Source organism: Vibrio sp. 2132-1 (assembly GCF_033344315.1).
Genome location: NZ_JAWPON010000002.1, coordinates 340,415 through 360,116, shown reverse-complemented (window position 1 = coordinate 360,116; position 19,702 = coordinate 340,415). Strand labels below are relative to the sequence as shown.

17 protein-coding genes are annotated in these 19,702 nt (G+C 45.3%); all 17 read right to left on the bottom strand.

The genetic code is table 11. From position 1 onward, the window contains the following. Nucleotides 1–21 precede the first annotated feature (21 nt). Nucleotides 22–981, bottom strand: a complete 960-nt coding sequence (accA, locus tag R8N47_RS03315) for an acetyl-CoA carboxylase carboxyl transferase subunit alpha (protein WP_005380365.1) — start codon at nucleotides 979–981, stop codon at nucleotides 22–24. Between the two features lie 46 nt (nucleotides 982–1,027). Next, complete coding sequence (gene dnaE, locus R8N47_RS03310) at nucleotides 1,028–4,507, bottom strand: DNA polymerase III subunit alpha (RefSeq protein WP_005385364.1); 3,480 nt, start codon at nucleotides 4,505–4,507, stop codon at nucleotides 1,028–1,030. Between the two features lie 81 nt (nucleotides 4,508–4,588). Continuing rightward, nucleotides 4,589–5,224, bottom strand: coding sequence for a ribonuclease HII (gene rnhB / locus R8N47_RS03305; protein WP_025768249.1), 636 nt, complete (start codon nucleotides 5,222–5,224; stop codon nucleotides 4,589–4,591). A gap of 9 nt (nucleotides 5,225–5,233) precedes the next feature. Next, the gene (lpxB, locus tag R8N47_RS03300; protein ID WP_064354239.1) at nucleotides 5,234–6,373 is read right to left on the bottom strand and encodes a lipid-A-disaccharide synthase; all 1,140 of its coding nucleotides are present in this window, start codon (nucleotides 6,371–6,373) and stop codon (nucleotides 5,234–5,236) included. Nucleotides 6,374–6,492: 119 nt separating this feature from the next. Continuing rightward, nucleotides 6,493–7,281 (bottom strand): acyl-ACP--UDP-N-acetylglucosamine O-acyltransferase, encoded by a 789-nt coding sequence (gene lpxA / locus R8N47_RS03295; protein ID WP_005380357.1) that lies wholly within the window; start codon nucleotides 7,279–7,281, stop codon nucleotides 6,493–6,495. A gap of 1 nt (nucleotide 7,282) precedes the next feature. Next, nucleotides 7,283–7,735 carry a 3-hydroxyacyl-ACP dehydratase FabZ gene (gene fabZ / locus R8N47_RS03290; protein ID WP_005380349.1) on the bottom strand — a complete coding sequence of 151 codons (453 nt, stop codon included), beginning with the start codon at nucleotides 7,733–7,735 and terminating at the stop codon, nucleotides 7,283–7,285. 232 nt (nucleotides 7,736–7,967) lie between these two features. Next, complete coding sequence (gene lpxD / locus R8N47_RS03285) at nucleotides 7,968–8,999, bottom strand: UDP-3-O-(3-hydroxymyristoyl)glucosamine N-acyltransferase (RefSeq protein ID WP_005380347.1); 1,032 nt, start codon at nucleotides 8,997–8,999, stop codon at nucleotides 7,968–7,970. A 6-nt stretch (nucleotides 9,000–9,005) separates the two neighbouring features. Further along, nucleotides 9,006–9,515, bottom strand: coding sequence for an OmpH family outer membrane protein (locus tag R8N47_RS03280; RefSeq protein ID WP_005391804.1), 510 nt, complete (start codon nucleotides 9,513–9,515; stop codon nucleotides 9,006–9,008). A gap of 13 nt (nucleotides 9,516–9,528) precedes the next feature. Then, nucleotides 9,529–11,943, bottom strand: a complete 2,415-nt coding sequence (gene bamA / locus R8N47_RS03275) for an outer membrane protein assembly factor BamA (RefSeq protein ID WP_005391802.1) — start codon at nucleotides 11,941–11,943, stop codon at nucleotides 9,529–9,531. Between the two features lie 44 nt (nucleotides 11,944–11,987). Next, nucleotides 11,988–13,346, bottom strand: coding sequence for a sigma E protease regulator RseP (gene rseP / locus R8N47_RS03270; RefSeq protein ID WP_005380334.1), 1,359 nt, complete (start codon nucleotides 13,344–13,346; stop codon nucleotides 11,988–11,990). Beyond that, nucleotides 13,346–14,551, bottom strand: a complete 1,206-nt coding sequence (gene ispC, locus R8N47_RS03265) for a 1-deoxy-D-xylulose-5-phosphate reductoisomerase (protein WP_005385353.1) — start codon at nucleotides 14,549–14,551, stop codon at nucleotides 13,346–13,348. Before ispC ends, rseP begins: the two co-directional genes overlap by 1 nt. 50 nt (nucleotides 14,552–14,601) lie before the next feature. Further along, nucleotides 14,602–15,444, bottom strand: coding sequence for a phosphatidate cytidylyltransferase (locus R8N47_RS03260; protein ID WP_005385351.1), 843 nt, complete (start codon nucleotides 15,442–15,444; stop codon nucleotides 14,602–14,604). 12 nt (nucleotides 15,445–15,456) lie between these two features. After that, the gene (locus R8N47_RS03255; RefSeq protein WP_005380331.1) at nucleotides 15,457–16,212 is read right to left on the bottom strand and encodes an isoprenyl transferase; all 756 of its coding nucleotides are present in this window, start codon (nucleotides 16,210–16,212) and stop codon (nucleotides 15,457–15,459) included. A 96-nt stretch (nucleotides 16,213–16,308) separates the two neighbouring features. Further along, the gene (frr, locus tag R8N47_RS03250) at nucleotides 16,309–16,866 is read right to left on the bottom strand and encodes a ribosome recycling factor (RefSeq protein ID WP_005385348.1); all 558 of its coding nucleotides are present in this window, start codon (nucleotides 16,864–16,866) and stop codon (nucleotides 16,309–16,311) included. A gap of 100 nt (nucleotides 16,867–16,966) precedes the next feature. After that, nucleotides 16,967–17,692: a UMP kinase gene (gene pyrH, locus R8N47_RS03245; RefSeq protein WP_005380329.1), complete on the bottom strand. Its 726-nt coding sequence runs from the start codon at nucleotides 17,690–17,692 to the stop codon at nucleotides 16,967–16,969. A 147-nt stretch (nucleotides 17,693–17,839) separates the two neighbouring features. Beyond that, on the bottom strand, nucleotides 17,840–18,685 hold the full coding sequence (gene tsf, locus R8N47_RS03240) for a translation elongation factor Ts (RefSeq protein WP_005380328.1): 846 nt from the start codon (nucleotides 18,683–18,685) through the stop codon (nucleotides 17,840–17,842). 132 nt (nucleotides 18,686–18,817) lie between these two features. After that, nucleotides 18,818–19,546: a 30S ribosomal protein S2 gene (rpsB, locus tag R8N47_RS03235; RefSeq protein ID WP_005380327.1), complete on the bottom strand. Its 729-nt coding sequence runs from the start codon at nucleotides 19,544–19,546 to the stop codon at nucleotides 18,818–18,820. Between the last annotated feature and the right edge of the window lie 156 nt (nucleotides 19,547–19,702).

Below are 19,702 nucleotides of genomic sequence, written 5' to 3'. Positions count from 1 at the left end.
GCTTAATAGCAATCACCGAAATTAACAGTAACCGTAGCTCATTAGACGCTGGTAACGACGCTCACGTAGCGTCTCTTCATCCAGTTGTTCTAGATCTTCTAGCTGACGAAGTAGTGTCGCTTTCATATTCGCTGCCATTTGAACATGATCGCGATGAGCGCCGCCTAGTGGCTCTTCAATGATTTCGTCGATCAGTTCAAGCTCTTTAAGACGCGGAGCAGTTAGACCCATTGCCTCTGCCGCTTGTGGCGCTTTGTCTGAATCACGCCATAAGATTGAAGCACAACCTTCAGGAGAAATTACTGAGTACGTAGAGTACTGAAGCATGTTCACGTAGTCGCCTACACCGATTGCTAGTGCACCACCAGAACCGCCTTCACCAACAACGTTACAGATTACTGGCACTTTAAGACCAGACATCACTTTTAGGTTTTTCGCGATAGCTTCAGATTGACCACGCTCTTCTGCGCCCACACCTGGATACGCGCCAGCCGTGTCGATAAATGTGATAATCGGCATGTTGAAACGCTCTGCCATTTCCATCAAACGTAGCGCTTTACGGTAACCTTCTGGTTTCGGCATACCAAAGTTACGTTTCACCTTTTCTTTGGTCTCACGACCTTTTTGGTGACCAATGATCATCACAGGGCGGCCTTCAAGGCGAGCCATGCCACCCACAATCGCTTTGTCGTCTGCAAACGCGCGGTCACCCGCTAATTCATCAAACTCCTCAAAAGCGTGTTGGATGTAATCCAGCGTGTAAGGACGTAGTGGGTGACGAGCCAGTTGAGCTGTTTCCCATGCACCTAGGTCACTGAAGGTTTTTTTCTTCAGCTCTAAGCTTTTCTTCTCAAGCTGTTCGATTTCTTTATCCAGGTCAATCGCAGAATCACCACCGTGACGAGAGACATCACGTAATGCTTCAATTTTCGCTTCTAGTTCTGCAATTGGCTTTTCAAATTCAAGAAAGTTTAGGCTCATCTATGAATCCTTGTTTACTCAGCGTCTAACATATTGCGCTGAATTTTTAGTTAAATTCGAGTTCTACCTGGCTTTTGCCAAGCAACTGTTTTAAATCGTCGAGTAATGTATCACTTGGCGTAACTCGCCACTCGGTGCCCAATGTTAACCGCGCTCTGGCGTCGGCACGCTGGTAGTATACATTGACGGGTACGGTTCCGGCTTTGTGCGGTTCTAAAATACGGCTGAACTGCTCAAAAAACTGATCGTTGATCTGATTTGCATCTATCGATACCGACAAACCACGAGCGTATTTCTCGCGCGCACTGCCGAGATCCATAACTTCACGCGCCGACATTTTAAGGCCACCGTTGAAGTCATCAAAGCTGACCTGTCCAGAAACGACCAAAATTCTGTCTTTTTCGAGAAGTTCAGCGTATCGATCCAGTGCATCTGAGAACAACATCACTTCCATGCGGCCACTTCGGTCATCCAGTGTCATAATACCAATTCGTGTACCACGCTTGGTCGTCATTACACGAGCGGCAATAACCAGGCCGGCTACCGTGACAGATTGATCGCGGCGAGTGGGCGTTGCGTCTTTTAGTCGACAACTGGTGTATTTGTTTAGTTCCTTTACGTAGGCGTTAATTGGGTGCCCTGTCAAATATAGACCTAGGGTATCACGCTCGCCCTCTAACCACACTTTTTCTGGCCAAGGCGGAACTTGCGTATACTTGTGCTCTACTTCTTCAGGCGCATCCGTTAGCACACCAAACATATCCGTTTGACCAAACGCCTCAGCTTGGTGATGTTGACTTGCGGCTTTTACCGCATCATTGAGTGACGCCATCATCGCCGCGCGGTGTGGGCCTAGTCGATCCAACGCACCCGCGTAAATCAGCTTCTCTATCACTCGTTTATTGACGCGTTTTAGATCAACTCGAGCACAGAAATCAAACAGGTCTTTAAAGTGACCACCTTTATTTCTCGCCTCAAGAATCGCATCGATAGGACCTTCACCTACCCCTTTTATCGCACCAATACCGTAAACAATTGCGCCATTTTCATCAACATTAAAGCGATATAGGCCAGAGTTGATGTCTGGTGGCAGCACGGTGAGCTTCATACGGAAACACTCATCGACCAAGCCAACGACTTTTTCCGTGTTATCCATATCGGCTGTCATTACCGCAGCCATAAATTCGGCAGGATAATGTGTTTTCAGCCAAAGAGTTTGATAAGAAACCAATGCATAAGCAGCAGAGTGCGATTTGTTAAAACCATAACCGGCGAACTTCTCTACCAAGTCGAAGATTTTCATCGCCAACTCGCCATCGATACCGTTCTTTATCGCACCTTCTTCAAAGATAGCACGTTGTTTTGCCATCTCTTCTGGCTTTTTCTTACCCATTGCACGACGGAGCATGTCCGCACCACCTAGCGTGTAACCCGCTAAGATCTGCGCAATCTGCATTACCTGCTCTTGGTACAGGATGATGCCGTAGGTTGGATCAAGCGTCTCTTTTAGAGACTCGTGTTGCCACTTTTCATCTGGATAAGAGATCGCCTCTCGGCCATGTTTACGGTCGATAAAGTTATCTACCATGCCCGATTGCAAAGGACCCGGACGGAAGAGTGCTACCAATGCGATAATGTCTTCGAAACAGTCTGGCTGAAGTCGTTTGATCAGCTCTTTCATGCCTCGAGATTCAAGCTGGAATACTGCTGTCGTTTCAGAGTTTTGCAACAAACGGAAAGAGGCAGGGTCTTCTAACGGTATGGATTCAATTTGAACCGGTTCTTTCCCTTCTCGCTCTAGGCGTGGGTTAATCAGTCCTAACGCCCAGTCAATAATGGTTAAGGTACGTAAACCCAAGAAGTCAAACTTAACTAGGCCAGCGGTCTCAACATCGTTTTTATCAAATTGAGTAACCGGAAAGTGACCTTCAGCGTCTGCATAAATTGGCGCAAAATCGGTAATTGTTGTAGGTGATATTACAACACCACCAGCGTGTTTACCGGCGTTTCGCGTACAGCCTTCCAAAATATGACACATGTCGATGAGTTCTTTAACTTCCTCATCGGCCTCATACAATTCAGGTAGTGCAGGTTCAGCTTTAAACGCTTTATCTAGCGTCATACCTGGATCGGGCGGGATCAGCTTTGAAATACGATCAACAAAACCAAATGGGTGGCCCAATACGCGGCCAACGTCACGGATTACCGCTTTTGCCGCCATGGTACCAAACGTGATGATCTGAGACACCGCGTCACGACCGTACATTTCCGCAACGTGGTCAATAACCTGGTCACGTTTATCCATACAGAAATCGACGTCGAAATCGGGCATCGAAACACGTTCTGGGTTCAAGAAACGTTCGAACAGCAAGTCGTATTCTAGTGGATCCAGATCGGTGATTTTTAGTGCGTAAGCCACCAAAGAACCAGCACCGGAACCACGTCCAGGACCGACAGGAATTCCATTATCTTTTGACCACTGGATGAACTCCATTACGATCAAGAAGTAACCAGGAAATCCCATTTGGTTGATAACATCTAGCTCTATCTGAAGACGTTCATCATATTCAGGGCGGCGACGTTTTCTCTCTTCCTCATCTGGAAATAGGAACTCTAAACGCTCTTCCAACCCCTCTCGGGATTTCATGACTAGGAACTCAGTCTCTTTCATCCCTTCGGTTGGGAAAGCAGGTAGGAAGTACTCCCCTAAGCGCACAGTCACGTTACAACGCTTCGCTATCTCGACACTGTTTTCTAACGCTTCAGGAATATCAGCAAACAGCTCGCACATTTCTTCTTCTGTACGAAGATATTGCTGCGGACTGTAGTTTTTTGGCCTACGCGGATCTTCTAATGTGTAACCATCGTGAATCGCTACGCGTATTTCATGAGCATCAAATAGGTCTGGACTCAGGAATACAACTTCATTGGTCGCCACTACTGGCAAGTCTTGCTGCTCTGCCAATTCAACCGCAAAGTGAAGATAAGTTTCTTCATCTGGACGACCGGTACGAAGTAGCTCAAGATAAAAGCGATCTGGAAAATGCTGTTTATAGAAATCAACACACCCTTGCACTATTTGACGGTTGCCTTTCAAAAGGCCGCGACCAATTTCTCCGCTTTTACCGCCGGATAATACAATCAGGCCTTCAGACATTTCAGCCAACCAGGCTTTGTCAATCACTGGGTGGTGTTGAACATGTCCACGTAAGTACGCTTTTGATATCAATAACGTCAGGTTCTTATAACCTACATTATCCGCCGCAAGCAAAGTCACTTGTGTCAGCTCTTCACCAAACTCGTCCGACTGCATTTTAAAGTCAGCACCAATGATCGGTTTAACACCACTGCCATGCGCCGTACCGTAAAACTTCACCAAACCACATAGGTTGGTAAAGTCGGTCAACGCCATTGCGGGCATACCGAGCTCAGCAACTTTCTTTACGATTGGCGGAACTTTGTTGAGGCCATCCACCATCGAGAAGTCACTATGAACACGCAGGTGGATGAATTTGGGATCTGACATTAACAGGTACCGTGTAACTCTATTTTGTTGGGGATTCTAACCTAAAGAGGTTGGGTTTATAACACCAATTAGATCGTTTGATTATTCTATGCTTAACGCTTTTTTTACTGGCTTGAAACTCTTGCGGTGTTCACTGATCACTCCGTGTTGCTCAATCGCTTCAAAGTGCGCTTTAGTTGGGTAACCTTTGTGCTTCGCGAAGCCAAATTGTGGATGAAGTTTATCCAACTCTTCCATCTCTTGGTCACGCACGACTTTGGCAATAATGGAAGCCGCACTGATTTCGGCAACACGTAGATCGCCTTTTACTACAGCTTGAGCATCCATTGGCAGCTCCGGACAACGGTTACCATCAATCAACACCAAATCAGGTTGAACCTGTAACCCCGCCACTGCACGCTGCATCGCAACCATAGTCGCCTGTAAAATATTCAGTTGATCAATTTCTTCAGGAGAACAACGCCCGACCGCCCACGCCAATGCTTTTTCTTTGATTTCAGGAAGCAACGCCATGCGTTTCTTTTCGGTCAATTTTTTCGAATCGTTCAACCCTTCAATAGGATTGTGAGGATCAAGGATAACCGCAGCGGTGACGACGTCTCCCACCAAAGGGCCACGTCCGACCTCGTCGACTCCGGCCACAAGCTGATAACCTTGCGGATATTCAAACGGAGGGAGTTCAACTTTGGTTTTGGTCGCTTTTGGTTTAACAGCCATGATAAATCTCTATTTCTCAATCAGTTTTAGAACTGCGTTTGCGGCTTGTTGGTCCGCATCTTTACGAATCCAATGATGCATTTCCGTAAATTTATCTAACATCGGTTTATTGTTGCTTTCCAATAAGCGAGAAACCTCAGTAAACAAATTGTCTGGTGTGCACTCATCTTGTAGATATTCTTTGACGAGCTCATCATCCGCCAAGATATTCGGCAATGACACATACTTCGTTTTCAATAGACGTTTAGCTAAGAAAGCAGTAAATGCATTCACACGATAACCCACCACCATTGGACGCTTGAGAAGCATACACTCCAACGCTACGGTACCGGAGGCCAACATCACAGCATCGGATGCGGTGATGACGTTGCGTGCGGTGTCATCAACTAACTTGAAGTCCAACTCTGGCGCGAGCGCTTTCCAGGCTTGTTCAAACTGCTCACGGCGTTTTTGATTAACAAGCGCGACAACAAACCCCAGTTCTGGAAATTTTTTATGGAGTAACTTGCAGGTTTCAATAAATGGCTCTGAGAGCATTTTTAACTCGCTACCACGACTGCCTGGCAGGACAGCAAGCCACTTTTTATCTTGTTCTAAACCAAGCAACTCACGTGCAGGCGCTTGTTCTGATTCTAGTGGGATGGCATCAGCCAAGGTATGACCAATGAACTCGCAAGGTACATTAAATTTGTCGTAGAACGCTTTCTCAAACGGAAGAAATGCTAGCACCAAGTTCGTTGCCGCTTCTATTTTAAAGATGCGCTTCTGACGCCAAGCCCAAACAGACGGACTCACGTAATGAACGGTTTTAATGCCCGCTTGCTTGAGGTCAAGCTCCAAGCGTAAGTTGAAGTCAGGAGCATCGATCCCTATGAAAACATCAGGCGGATTCTGAGTAAAATACTGAACGAGATCAGCTTTCACTTTAAGAAGTCTCGGTAAGCGGCCTAAAACCTCGACTAATCCCATCACCGCAAGCTCTTCCATATCAAACAGAGACTCGCAACCTTGGGCTATCATTTTCGGACCGCCAATGCCTACGAACTCTGCGTCTGGATATTGCTGCTTTACTGCTTTGATAAAGCCTTCACCTAGCGTATCGCCAGACAATTCTCCGGCAATGATGCCAATACGTAATGGTCTTTCCATATCTACTTCGCTATTTTTCCTGTGCGCTATGGATAACGGTTTGCCTTATCCATAAAACACAAAAAGATCGTAACCTCAAATTCGGTCACGATCTTTTTATTTATTGGTTCATTCGCCAATTAACGAATAATGCCACGTTCCGTCGTTTCCAGAATATCTGAGAAACGCTTCACTGCTGGCCACTCTTGAGCCATTTCAGCCAGAATAGGCTTCACTTCTTCTAGCGTCTTACCTGAACGGTAGATTTCTTTATACGCTTTTTGTAGCGCACGAATCTCTGGTTTCTCAAAGCCATTACGCTTCAAGCCAACAAGGTTCAAGCCGAATGGAGTAGCGTGGTTACCTTGCGCGAGTACATAAGCTGGGACATCTTGCACCACAGCTGAACAGCCGCCAATGTATGCGTAAGCGCCCACTGTACAAAACGGATGAATCGCAGACAGTGCCATCACACCGGCATAGTCATCAACAGTAACGTGACCACCAAGAATCGAGTTATTACCGATATGAGTGTGGTTACCAATAACAACATCATGCGCAACGTGTGCATTCACACACAATAAGTTGTCATCACCAATGATCGTGGTTGCTTTGTCTTGCACTGTGCCGCGGTGAACTTGGACCGCTTCACGAATGACGTTACGGTCACCGATAACCACAGTTGTGTCTTCACCACCGTATTTTTTGTCTTGGTTTTCTTCACCAATGACAGCATGTGGGAAAATACGGTTATCTTTGCCAATAGTTGTGTGACCTTTGATCACAACGTGAGACATCACTTCTGTGCCTTCACCAATTTCAACCGTAGAGGTGATGTACGTAAAAGGACCTACTGTTACGTTAGCACCAATTTTGGCGCCCTCTTCTACCACCGCTGCCGGGTGGATTTTAGCGGTTTCATGAATCATATTAAAACTCTCGACGAGCACACTTCAGTTCTGCAGAACATACCACTTCACCGTCAACTTTTGCTACACCGCTAAATGCAGCAATGCCGCGACGTTCTTTCAGAAATTCTACCTCAATAACCAATTGGTCGCCCGGAACCACTGGTTTACGGAATTTCGCGCCGTCTACGCTTGCAAAGTAGTACAGTTCATTTTCTGTTGGTGCACCAAATGATTTAAATGCAAGTAAGCCTGTTGCCTGAGCCATTGCTTCTAAAATCAAAACACCTGGGAATACTGGTAGTTGAGGAAAGTGACCTGTGAACTGAGGTTCGTTAACCGACACGTTTTTAATCGCGTGAAGGTACTTCTCTTCTTGGAAGTCTATCACTCGGTCGATCAATAAGAATGGGTAGCGATGAGGTAGTAGCTCTTGAATTTCAGAGATGTTCATCGTTTTCTTTTCAGTAGTCAAAGTCGTCTTCCTATATCAATTTTTTGCCGCCAAGATGGCAAACGTGGCAACAGGTCGTAAAGCCGAATCGCTTTGCAATATACTAGCAAAATACGCACCATCTTGGAGTTAAATCTACTTAGAGCGCGTCATTATAGAAGAAAAAGACCCGCATTTCGCGAGTCTTCGTACAGAATATGGAACTAGAGCCTGTTAGCTTTCACGTTAAATACAGAGCGAAAGATAACTTGTTCTAAATTTCTTCTTTCTGTTCCAGCTGTTTTTCAACCGCTTTCAGGCGCTTATTCATCTCATCAATACGGTGAACTCGAGTTGCAGTTTTACGCCACTCTCTGTTCGTTTGTAGTGGAATACCTGATGAGTAAAGGCCTTTTTCTTCGATACTGCGCATTACCATGCCCATACCTGTAATCGCCACACCATCTGCGATAGTGATATGGCCATTCAGAACAGACGCGCCGCCAATCTGGCAGTACTTACCAATTTTTGTACTGCCCGCGACAATAGTACCACCAGGCATCACGGTACCATATCCGATCTGCACGTTGTGCGCGATTTGAAGTTGGTTATCCAGAATGACATTGTCTTCAATGATAGTATCTTCGAGTGCACCGCGGTCAATCGTAGTACAAGCACCAATCTCAACGCGGTTACCGATACGCACTGAACCAAGCTGAGGGATTTTGATCCACTCGCCTTTGTCATTCGCATAACCGAAGCCATCAGAGCCAATGACGGTACCCGATTGAACAAGACAGTCATCACCTAATGACACTTCATGGTAGATAGTGACATTAGCCCAAAGCTTGGTGTTATTCCCTAGCTTGGCGTTCTTACCGATAAAACAACCAGCGCCAACGCTTACGTTATCGCCGAGTTCTACGCCCGTTTCAATCACAGCGTTAGCGCCGATTGTAACGTTCTCACCCATCTTAACGTCAGCGGCAATCACAGCACTTGGTGCAATATCGTCTGCCGGTTTTGGTGTGGTATCCATCGCTTGAACCACACGAGCAAATGCGACATAAGGGTCTGAAACCACTAGCGCATTTCCAACGCATTGATCTTTATGCTCAGCCTTTACCATAACAACGGTAGCTTGGCACTCAGAAAGGTGTTTTGCGTATTTTGGGTTAGACAAGAAGGTTACGTCACCTTCTTGTGCTTTATCCATTGGGGCAACACGGCTTACAACGAGAGACTCGTCACCAAACAGCTCACCCCCGGTAATTGTCGCCAATTCGGCTAATGTCAATGTCTTCATAACTTCTTATTTTAGAGCTTTAATTACGTCTTCAGAGATATTGTATTCTGGCTTGCCGTACTGCAAAGCAGAGATATCAATCACAAGATCGTAACCATTTTTGTCTGCGACTTTCTTAACTGCATCTTGAATCGTTTTGAAAAGCTTCGCTTTTTCTTCAGCTTCACGACGCGCACTTGCTTTTTCAAGTGCTTGTGCTTTCACTTTGTACTCGCTGTCTAGCTTCGCGATATCGATACGTAGCTTTTCAACTTCGTCTTGACCCAAAAGCTCGCCGTCACGTTGTAGCTTCTCAATCTTTGTTTTAGCTTGTGCTTGGATTGACTTCAGTTCATCAGCTTTGCTTTTGAAGTCTTTCTGCATTTTTTGTAGTACAACTTCACGTTGAGGAAGAGCTTGAAAAACTTGAGCTGTATTTACGTAAGCAATTTTCTGTGCAGCTTCTGCCGCATTTGCAAACATTGAAGAGCTCAGTACAAGAAGGCCAATCCCAGCCGCTTTGATCATTTTATTCAAAATATTTTCCTCTTTAGAAAGTTCTACCGATAGTGAATGTGAAGAACTCTTCATCATCGCCATCAAATTTCTTAATTGGTTTCGCTAGTGAGAAGACTAGTGGCCCCATTGGAGACATCCACTGCAACGCCGCACCGTAAGAAGAGCGGTAGTTGGTTGGATCTGAGTAATCGTAGTAGTAACGGTCACCATATTCCGCACCTGAATCGCGGTAGTCAAACTCCGTATCCCAAACACTTGCCATATCAAAGAAGATACTGGTACGAATTTGGTTTTGTACTTCTTCTGATGCAAATGGTGTTGGGACAATCAACTCAACACTTGCTAGCGCTACGGCGTTACCACCAACAGAGTCATCTGTTGCTGTATCTGCGCCATTGTTTGAACCAGATGTATCACGGTAAACCGCTTTAGGACCAACAGAGTTTGAGCCAAAGCCACGAAGCGATGTAAAGCCACCTGCGTAGTAGTTTTCGTAGAATGGGAACAAGTTATCGTTGCCATCCGTTTGACCGTAACCATTACCGTAACCTAAGCGGCCACGGAACAAGAGGGTAAACTCGTGCTTTTTAGTCAATGGCACATACTGACGAACATCGTACTGCATTTTGAAGTATTGAACGTCAGAGCCAGGTACGGTCATTTTATAGAATGCACGCTGATGGTTACCTGCCGTAGGGAAGTAGCCACGGTTTAAGTTATTACGTGTCCAAGAGATATTGAAGTCGAAATCGTTTGTGTTCAACGCTCCACTAGAATCAATGTTGTCTGCTTGTGCTCGTAAGAACTGCTCTACCTGTAAGTAAGGCGATAAGTTACCGATCTTGTTGTGCGTATAACCGACACCGAATTCAAAACGGTTCAACTCATCGAATGGGAAACCCCACGTTAAGCTCGCGCCATAGCTTTCGTTGGTATAGTCAACGATATTGGCTTCTTTCGCTTCAAATTCGTTATAGAAAACCTTACCACCTAAGCTTACACCGTCTAAGTTCCAGTACGGATCACGGTAATCTAGACTGATGTTTTTCTGGTAGTCATTCATCATCGCGTTGATACCAACACGGTTACCACTACCAATGAAGTTATCTTGTTGCAGGCCAACCTGGAAGCTCACACCCGATTCTGTGCCGTAGCCAACACCGAAGTTAACGCTACCAGAGTTCGCTTCTTTGACAGAGTAAACTAGGTCAACTTGATCATCACTACCAGGAACTCGAACCGTCTGTACTTCAACATTTTCAAAGTAGCCCAAACGATTTAGACGAGTTTTACCCGTTTCAATCGATTTCGAGTTCAACCAACTGCCTTCCATCTGACGCATTTCACGACGAAGGACTTCATCTTTGGTTGAGTTATTACCCGTGAAGCGAATGTCACGAACATAAATTCGGTTACCCGGATCTACGTTAACGACCAAAGAAACTTCTTGATTCTCGTCGTCAAACTCAGGAATGGTATTCACTTGAGGATAAGCATAACCGGACTCACCAAGCACACGCTTAATCCCTTCTTCCATTGAAGTAACCAACGAGCCGTTGTATGTCTCATTGTCTTCAAATGGCACAAGTCTTTCGAACGTCGCTTCCTCGCCAATCAAATCACCACGGAACTTCACGTCCTTAACGGTGTAAACCTCGCCCTCTTCTAGACCAAGAGTAATGTATACCCCTTTCTTGTCAGGAGAGATTGCAACTTGTGTCGAATCAACGTTAAATTTTAAGTAACCACGATCCAGGTAGAATGATTTGAGTGCTTCAATATCACCTGCAAGAACTTGCTTTTGATACTTTTCATCAGAAAGGAAATTCCACCACGGCACATCAACATTTAAGTTAAAGCGCGAAAGCAGTTCTTCATCACTGAACACTTCATTACCGATAAAGTTGATTTGCTGAATTTTTGCCGACACACCTTCAGTAAAGACAAACTTAAGATCAGAACGATTACGTGGTAGTGGAGTCACCACCGCTTTTACTGTTGCGTTGTATTTACCTACGCTGTAGTAAAAGTCTTCTAAGCCTTTTTCAATGTTGCTTAGCGTGGTGCGGTCAAGCGCTTCACCTTCACGAACGCCAGACGCGTTCAGGTTTTCTTGTAGCTGCTCGTCCTTGATTGCTTTGTTACCTGAAAAAGAGATGCTTGCAATGGTAGGACGTTCTTTGACTTGAACCATCAGAACACCACCGTCACGCAACACTTTCACATCTTCAAAGTTACCAGATGCATACAGGGCGCGGATAATTTCTGCAACATCGCCTTGGCCAATGGTATCACCGACACGTACAGGCATTTTCAACAATGCAGCACCCAGTGCTACACGCTGCAATCCATCGATTTCAATATCTTGAACTACGAAGTTCTCTGCTCCATTTGCAGATACACTGGTCGCCAGTAAACTTGCAAATAGAATTCGCTTAATCGCCATACTTGTTCTAATTATTCCTTGCTACTGCTTTTGTCTCTGAACTATCACAGACGAGTAAAATCATTAAATAGCGCTAACGCCATGAGCGAGAAGATGATCGCACCACCAATTCTAAAGCCCATTTCCTGCACTTTCTCAGGAACAGGACGTCGAATGACTGCTTCAATTGCAAAAAACAACAAATGACCGCCATCCAACATTGGTAAAGGAACGAGATTAATAATACCTAGGTTAACACTAATTAGAGCGAGAAAACCTAAAAAGTAGACCAAACCATAATCTGCTGTCGCGCCTGCGCCTTTGGCTATTGATATTGGTCCACTCAGATTATTCAGACCAACGTCTCCAACAATAAGCTTCTTAAGCATGCTGATTGTCAAACCAATGACTTGGCCAGTTTTGTCTACTGCTTTACCTATTGACTCGAATACACCAAACTGAAGATCGAAGCGATAACTTTCTGGCCATTCTGCGACTTTAGGTGCAATACCTGCAAAACCAACGACTTCTTTGTTAGCTAGCTCACGGCTACCGGGCGTCAGCGTCAATGTTTGCTCATAACCCTGACGTAACACCGTCAATTCAAGCGGTGTATCAGGATTAGAACGAACCGCTTCAACTACTTGCTTCCATTCGGTCACGCGTTGTTGACCAATTGCGACAACCTCATCACCTGGAAGCACACCGGCTTTTTCCGCCGCTCCACCTTGCGAGACCTGCTCGATAACTCGATACACCTCCGGTGTATACGGAGCAAAACCTAACGACTGCATCGCTGACTGAGTTTCTGGGTCGAACTTCCACTCACGTAAATCGAGCGTTTTCGTTACTTCTGAACCAACTTCATTCGCTGACGTTAGTGTTACCGTCATCAAATCATCGCCAATATGAGAAATCAATCCCATATTTACTGATTCCCAATCCGGAGTTTTGATACCAGATATCGATTTAAGTTCCATTCCAGATTCAATTCCAGCTTCCGCAACAATCGAATTGGGCGTAACTTCACCAATTACAGGCTTAACAGCTGGGATACCAATTAGAAATACCAGCCAATAGGCAAAAATTGCGAAAAGAAAATTAAAGATGGGGCCAGCCGCAACAATAGAGGTACGCTTCCATAACGGCTTCTTATCAAACGCTAGGTGCTTCTCATGTTCTGGCACCTCATCGACACGGCTATCAACCATTTTCACATAGCCGCCGAGAGGGATCATTGAGATGCTGTACTCCGTTCCGTCTTTGCCTACTTTACTCCAAATAGACTTGCCGAAACCGATTGAAAACTTTTCAACTTTAACGCCGCAACGGCGAGCAACCCAAAAATGCCCAAATTCGTGCACGGCAACAAGAATGCCCAGTGCGACGATAAAAGAAATGAGATTCCACAATATACCAGTCATCAGCTACGCTCGCGTATGGTTTCTAGGGCAATAGTTCGTGCCATTCTATCTAGCTCGAGCAAGCTTTCCAAGCTATTCGCATTCTCAGCTTTGCAGCTTGCGTTGATTTTATTCAACACAGACTCATTGATGCGAGCAATATCGGTAAAACCTAGTCTGTTATTTAAAAATGCATCAACAGCGACTTCATTAGCTGCATTCAATGCCGTTGTTGCGTGTTGACCTTCATAACAAGCATCAATTGCGAGTTTTAAACATGGGTAACGAGCAAAGTCAGGCTGCAAAAACGTCAGCTCACCAACTTTCGTGAAGTCTAGCGGCTTAACCCCAGCTTCCACTCTTGACGGGTATGACATGGTGAGCGCAATTGGCGTCGCCATATCCGCTTCTCCCATTTGTGCCAAGACCGAACCATCACGATACTGAACCATAGAATGAATTACCGATTGAGGATGAATAACCACCTTCAGTTGTTCGCGAGCAGCATTAAATAGCCACTTAGCTTCTATATACTCAAGGCCTTTATTCATCATCGTGGCAGAATCAACAGAAATTTTTGGCCCCATCGACCAGTTTGGATGAGCGATCGCCTGAGCGGGTGTCACCTGCTCCAGTTCTGCGATGTCAGTGTAACGGAAAGGACCACCAGATCCAGTCAACAAAATATGAGAAATGCCATGTTCTTGTAAATTGCAACGACCTAGATTGGTTTGTACTTGCTGTGGTAAACATTGGAAAATGGCGTTGTGTTCACTGTCGACGGGAAGTAGCTCTGCGCCAAATTCTTCAACGGCATCAATAAATAGCTGGCCTGACATTACAAGTGCTTCTTTATTTGCCAACAAGACTCGCTTACCTGCTTTCACGGCAGCCATGGTAGGCAATAAGCCGGCTGCTCCTACAATAGCAGCCATTACACTGTCGACCTCGTCCAGCGAAGCAATATGGCATAGCGCATCAACACCACCTAGCACTTCGGTACCTGGCGAAACCGAGTGTAGCTCAGCTTGAAGTTGAGACGCCGCAGCTTTATCTGCCATGACCGCATACTTAGGTTGCCACTGACGACATAGACCGATCATCTTTTCAACGTTAGTGCTTGCCGCTAAGGCAACGACAGAAAACAGATCTGGGTTTTGTTCGACCACTTTAAGCGTGCTTGCACCAATTGATCCAGTAGCACCAAGAATCGTTAACTTTTGCATGTTGTAAGACCGTTAGAAAGCTCAGGAGCGACGACGCCGCTCCTGATAAATTAGAATACGTAGTAAAGAAGAGCAAAAACTGGGAATGCTGCGGTTAGGCTGTCGATACGATCTAGCACACCACCGTGCCCTGGGATAATGTTACTGCTGTCTTTAATGCCTGAGACACGTTTGAACATACTTTCAACCAGATCACCAAGCACTGAAATAACGACAGTCACTAGCGTAATCAGCACCATATGGACAGGGCTAGTGAACTGGATATCGAACCAATCAGCAAATGCCCACGCTACGATTAATGCCGTGATAATGCCACCAATTAGCCCTTCAATGGTTTTATTGGGGCTTACATGAGGAGCCATCTTACGTTTGCCTAAGCTTTTGCCTGCAAAGTAGGCGCCGCTATCTGCAGCCCATACCAAGAAACAAACGTACAACACAAGCTTTGCGCCGTGGTATGGATCTACAGTGATGTCATACGCTCTGAGAATAATCACACTCCAAAGGAATGGGATTAATGTCAGAAAACCAAATACATGACGTAAAACAAAATTACTTTGCCAAGATTTCGTCGTTTTGGGGTAAGTAATCGCCATTAAGCTAGCAATAATCCACCAAACAAAACCAATACCCAAGACGACATAATGAGGTGTCGTTAAGTGATTGAGGCTATATGCATCAGGCGAGATGTATAGAAAACTAAGTCCGGTAATAATGATTGCCGGCACAAGGGCAGCAATGCGAGAGTTGCTTCCTGTAAACTGAGTCCACTCCCAAAAACCTAATAGCGTTATTGCAGTTAAAGCGGCAATAAAGCCCATTAGCGGTAATTTAAAAATGCCTAAAATAACCAGGGGAGCTAAAATTAGTGCTGTTATTATTCTCTGTTTCAAACTAACTAGTCCTTATTGAGCTGCCATCAATGCCTTTATTTGTTCACCTGTACAGCCAAAACGACGTTCTCGGTTGATAAACCAAGTCACAGCTTCTACCAAACTGTCTTCATCGAATTCTGGCCAGTACTCTGGTGTAAAGTACATTTCTGCATAAGCCATTTGCCACAACATAAAGTTGCTGATGCGGCACTCTCCACTGGTGCGAATTAAAAGATCCACTTCCGGTAGGTCTGCCATGGTCAAATGCTCAGTGATTAGCTGCTCATTGATATCCTCTACACGAATTTCACCGTTACGTGCTTTTAGCGCTAACGTTTTAGCAGCTTCTGTGATGTCCCATTTACCGCCATAGTTGGCTGCAATGTTGATCACCATACCCGTGTTATCTGCCGTTAGGTTTTCTGCTTCTACAATTTTCTTTTGTAGACGCTCACTAAATCGACTGGTATCACCGATCACGCGCAACCGTAAGTTATTTTTGTGTAGTTTTTTTACTTCACTAGACAGGACCGTGATAAACAGTTCCATCAAAAGACCCACTTCTTCCTCCGGACGACGCCAGTTTTCACTACTAAAAGCAAACAGCGTCATGGCTCTAATGCCTAGTTTTGAAGCAGCAGCCACGGTCTTACGAACGGCACTAACGCCTTTTTTATGACCAAATACGCGAGGTTTTCCTTTGGACTTAGCCCAACGGCCATTACCGTCCATAATGATGGCAATATGCTTAGGAAGGGAATCAGAGAAGGCTTGAGAATTTTGCATAGGGAGTTAATTGAGTTCCATCAGTTGGATAGACTAACATAAAAAAACGCTGAGCTGTGAGCACAGCGTTTTCCAACAGTGATGTGTGTGGGAGTATTAAACTTCCATCAACTCTTTTTCTTTTGCAGCAAGAACTTCATCGATCTTCTTAACTGCAACGTCAGTTAGCTTTTGAATTTCGTCTTGTGCTTTACGGTCTTCATCTTCAGAGATTTCTTTATCTTTTAGAAGCGCTTTAAGATCGTTGTTTGCGTCACGACGGATGTTACGAACAGCAACACGACCACCTTCAGCTTCACCACGAACGATCTTAACTAGGTCTTTACGACGCTCTTCCGTTAGCGGTGGAAGTGGAACGCGGATGATAGTGCCAGCTGACATAGGGTTTAGACCAAGGTCAGACGTCATGATCGCTTTTTCTACTTTCGGCGTCAGCTCTTTATCAAAAACCGTGATTGCAAGTGTACGTGCATCTTCAGCAACAACGTTTGCTACTTGGTTTAGAGGTGTTGCTGCACCGTAGTATTCTACAGAAATACCAGATAGTAGGCTTGGGTGTGCACGACCTGTACGAATTTTAGAAAGGTTGTTCTTAAGCGCTTCAACGCTTTTATCCATGCGCTCTTGCGCGTCTTTTTTGATTTCGTTAATCACAGTTTCACCTTAAAAATGTCATCTTTCCTGAAGAAAGCCTAAAACGGTTGAGCAAAGCAAGCACCACCCTAACGCTTTGGAGTGGCACCTTAAGCCAAGCTTATTCGTTGATGAGCGTGCCTTCTGCTTCGCCCATTACCACGCGACGTAGTGCGCCTGGCTTGTTCATATTAAATACGCGGATTGGCATTTTGTGGTCACGAGCTAGCGTAAACGCCGCCAAGTCCATAACTTTCAGCTCTTTATCCAGAACTTCTGCATAAGATAGCTTATCATACAGCTCTGCGTCTGGGTTTGCTACAGGGTCAGCAGTAAATACACCATCAACTTTCGTCGCTTTTAGTACGACATCCGCTTCAATTTCGATACCACGTAAACAAGCAGCAGAATCCGTTGTAAAGAACGGGTTACCAGTACCAGCAGAGAAGATGACAACTCGGCCTTGGCGAAGCTCACGGATCGCATCAGCCCAATTATAGTCGTCACATACGCCTTTTAGAGGGATTGCAGACATAACGCGCGCATTTACGTATGCACGGTGAAGAGCATCACGCATCGCTAGGCCATTCATTACTGTAGCAAGCATACCCATGTGGTCACCAACTACGCGGTTCATACCAGCTTCAGCTAGGCCTGCACCACGGAACAAGTTACCGCCACCGATAACTACACCAACCTGAACACCCAGTTCAACCAGTTCTTTAACTTCTTGTGCCATACGATCAAGGACCGCAGGATCAATACCAAAACCGTCTTCACCTTGAAGAGCTTCACCACTCAGTTTTAATAGAATACGTTGATACGCTGGTTTAGGGTTCGTAGTCATGGAGTTTACCTTCCAAAGAGAGTTGTTGATTAACAGTCATGAATAGACACAACTTCAGTTATGGCTATTCATCACGGCTAATCGTTCACTGCTCATAAAAAGACCGCAGCCTTGGCTACGGTCTAATCTTTATACAGTCTCTAAGGATTAACCTTTTTGAGCTGCTGCAACTTCTTCAGCGAAGCTCATTTCTTCTTTCTTCTCGATACCTTCACCTACTTCTAGGCGAACGAACGTAGAAACTGAAGCGCCTTTTTCTTTCAGCATTTCGCCTACAGTTTTCTTAGGCTCCATGATGAAAGCTTGACCTGTTAGAGAGATCTCGCCAGTGAATTTCTTCATGCGGCCAACAACCATCTTCTCAGCGATTTCAGCAGGCTTGCCTTCGTTCATTGCGATTTCAACTTGAACAGCTTTCTCTTTTTCTACTACGTCAGCTGGTACGTCTTCTGGGTTAACGAACTCAGGCTTAGAAGCAGCAACGTGCATTGCAACGTGCTTAAGAGTTTCTGCGTCGCCTTCACCAGCAACAACAACACCGATTTTCTCACCGTGACGGTAAGAAGCGATTGCAGTGCCTTGAACGTATTCTACGCGACGGATAGTGATGTTTTCACCGATTTTAGCTACTAGAGCTACACGTGCGTCTTCGAATTGTGCTTGTAGTTCTTCAACAGAAGCTTTTGAAGCTAGAGCTGCAGCTGCAACTTCTTCTGCGAATGCAGTGAAGTTACCGTCTTTAGCAACGAAGTCAGTTTGGCAGTTAACTTCAAGAAGAACAGCAACGCCGTTTTCTTCTTTGATGATGATTGCGCCTTCAGCTGCAACGTTACCAGCTTTCTTAGCTGCTTTCGCTGCGCCAGATTTACGCATGTTTTCAATTGCTAGTTCGATGTCAGCGTTTGCTTCTACAAGCGCTTTCTTACATTCCATCATGCCAGCGCCAGTACGCTCGCGAAGTTCTTTAACTAGAGCAGCAGTTACAGTTGCCATTCTGTCTTCCTCGTTTGATTCGAAATAAGGTAAAAAACAGGGGCCTAACATTGTCGGCCCCCATTGCTAACTATAACTTAGTTTATGCTACACAAAGGTTTCACATAGACCAAGTGTGACACAGAGCCGCTATTATTCAGCTTCTACGAAACCGTCTTTTTCAGCAACTGCAGCTACGTCTTTGTTACGACCTTCAGATACTGCTGAAGCAGCAGCGTTCAGGTATAGCTGTACAGCGCGGATCGCGTCGTCGTTACCTGGGATTACGTAGTCAACGCCGTCTGGGTTAGAGTTAGTATCTACCACAGCGTATACTGGAATACCTAGGTTGTTAGCTTCTTTAATTGCAATGTGTTCGTGATCAGCGTCGATTACGAATAGAGCGTCTGGTAGGCCGCCCATGTCTTTGATACCACCAAGAGATTTCTCTAGCTTCTCCATTTCGCGAGTACGCATTAGAGCTTCTTTCTTAGTTAGTTTGTCAAAAGTACCGTCTTGAGATTGAGTCTCTAGTTCTTTTAGACGCTTGATAGACTGACGAACTGTTTTGTAGTTTGTAAGCATACCGCCTAACCAGCGGTTGTTTACGTAAAACTGGTTGCTTGCGATTGCAGCTTCTTTAACAGCTTCAGATGCAGCGCGCTTAGTACCTACGAATAGAACCTTACCTTTCTTCTCGCCAACTTTAGCTAGTTCAGCTAGAGCGTCGTTGAACATTGGTACAGTTTTTTCTAGGTTGATGATATGAACTTTGTTACGAGCGCCAAAGATGAATGGCTTCATTTTTGGGTTCCAGTAACGAGTCTGGTGACCGAAGTGAACACCAGCTTTTAGCATATCGCGCATTGATACAGTTGCCATTTTAAAATCCTCTATGGGGTTAGGCCTCCACATTCCCCATAACTCCGACCAAGCTTCTGCTCAGCACCCCGGAATATGTGACGGAATGTGTGTGATTTAAAGATAAAAGGTTATTCGGATGAAGCTTGCTTCGCCGCTTAACTTTGCTAAACGAAG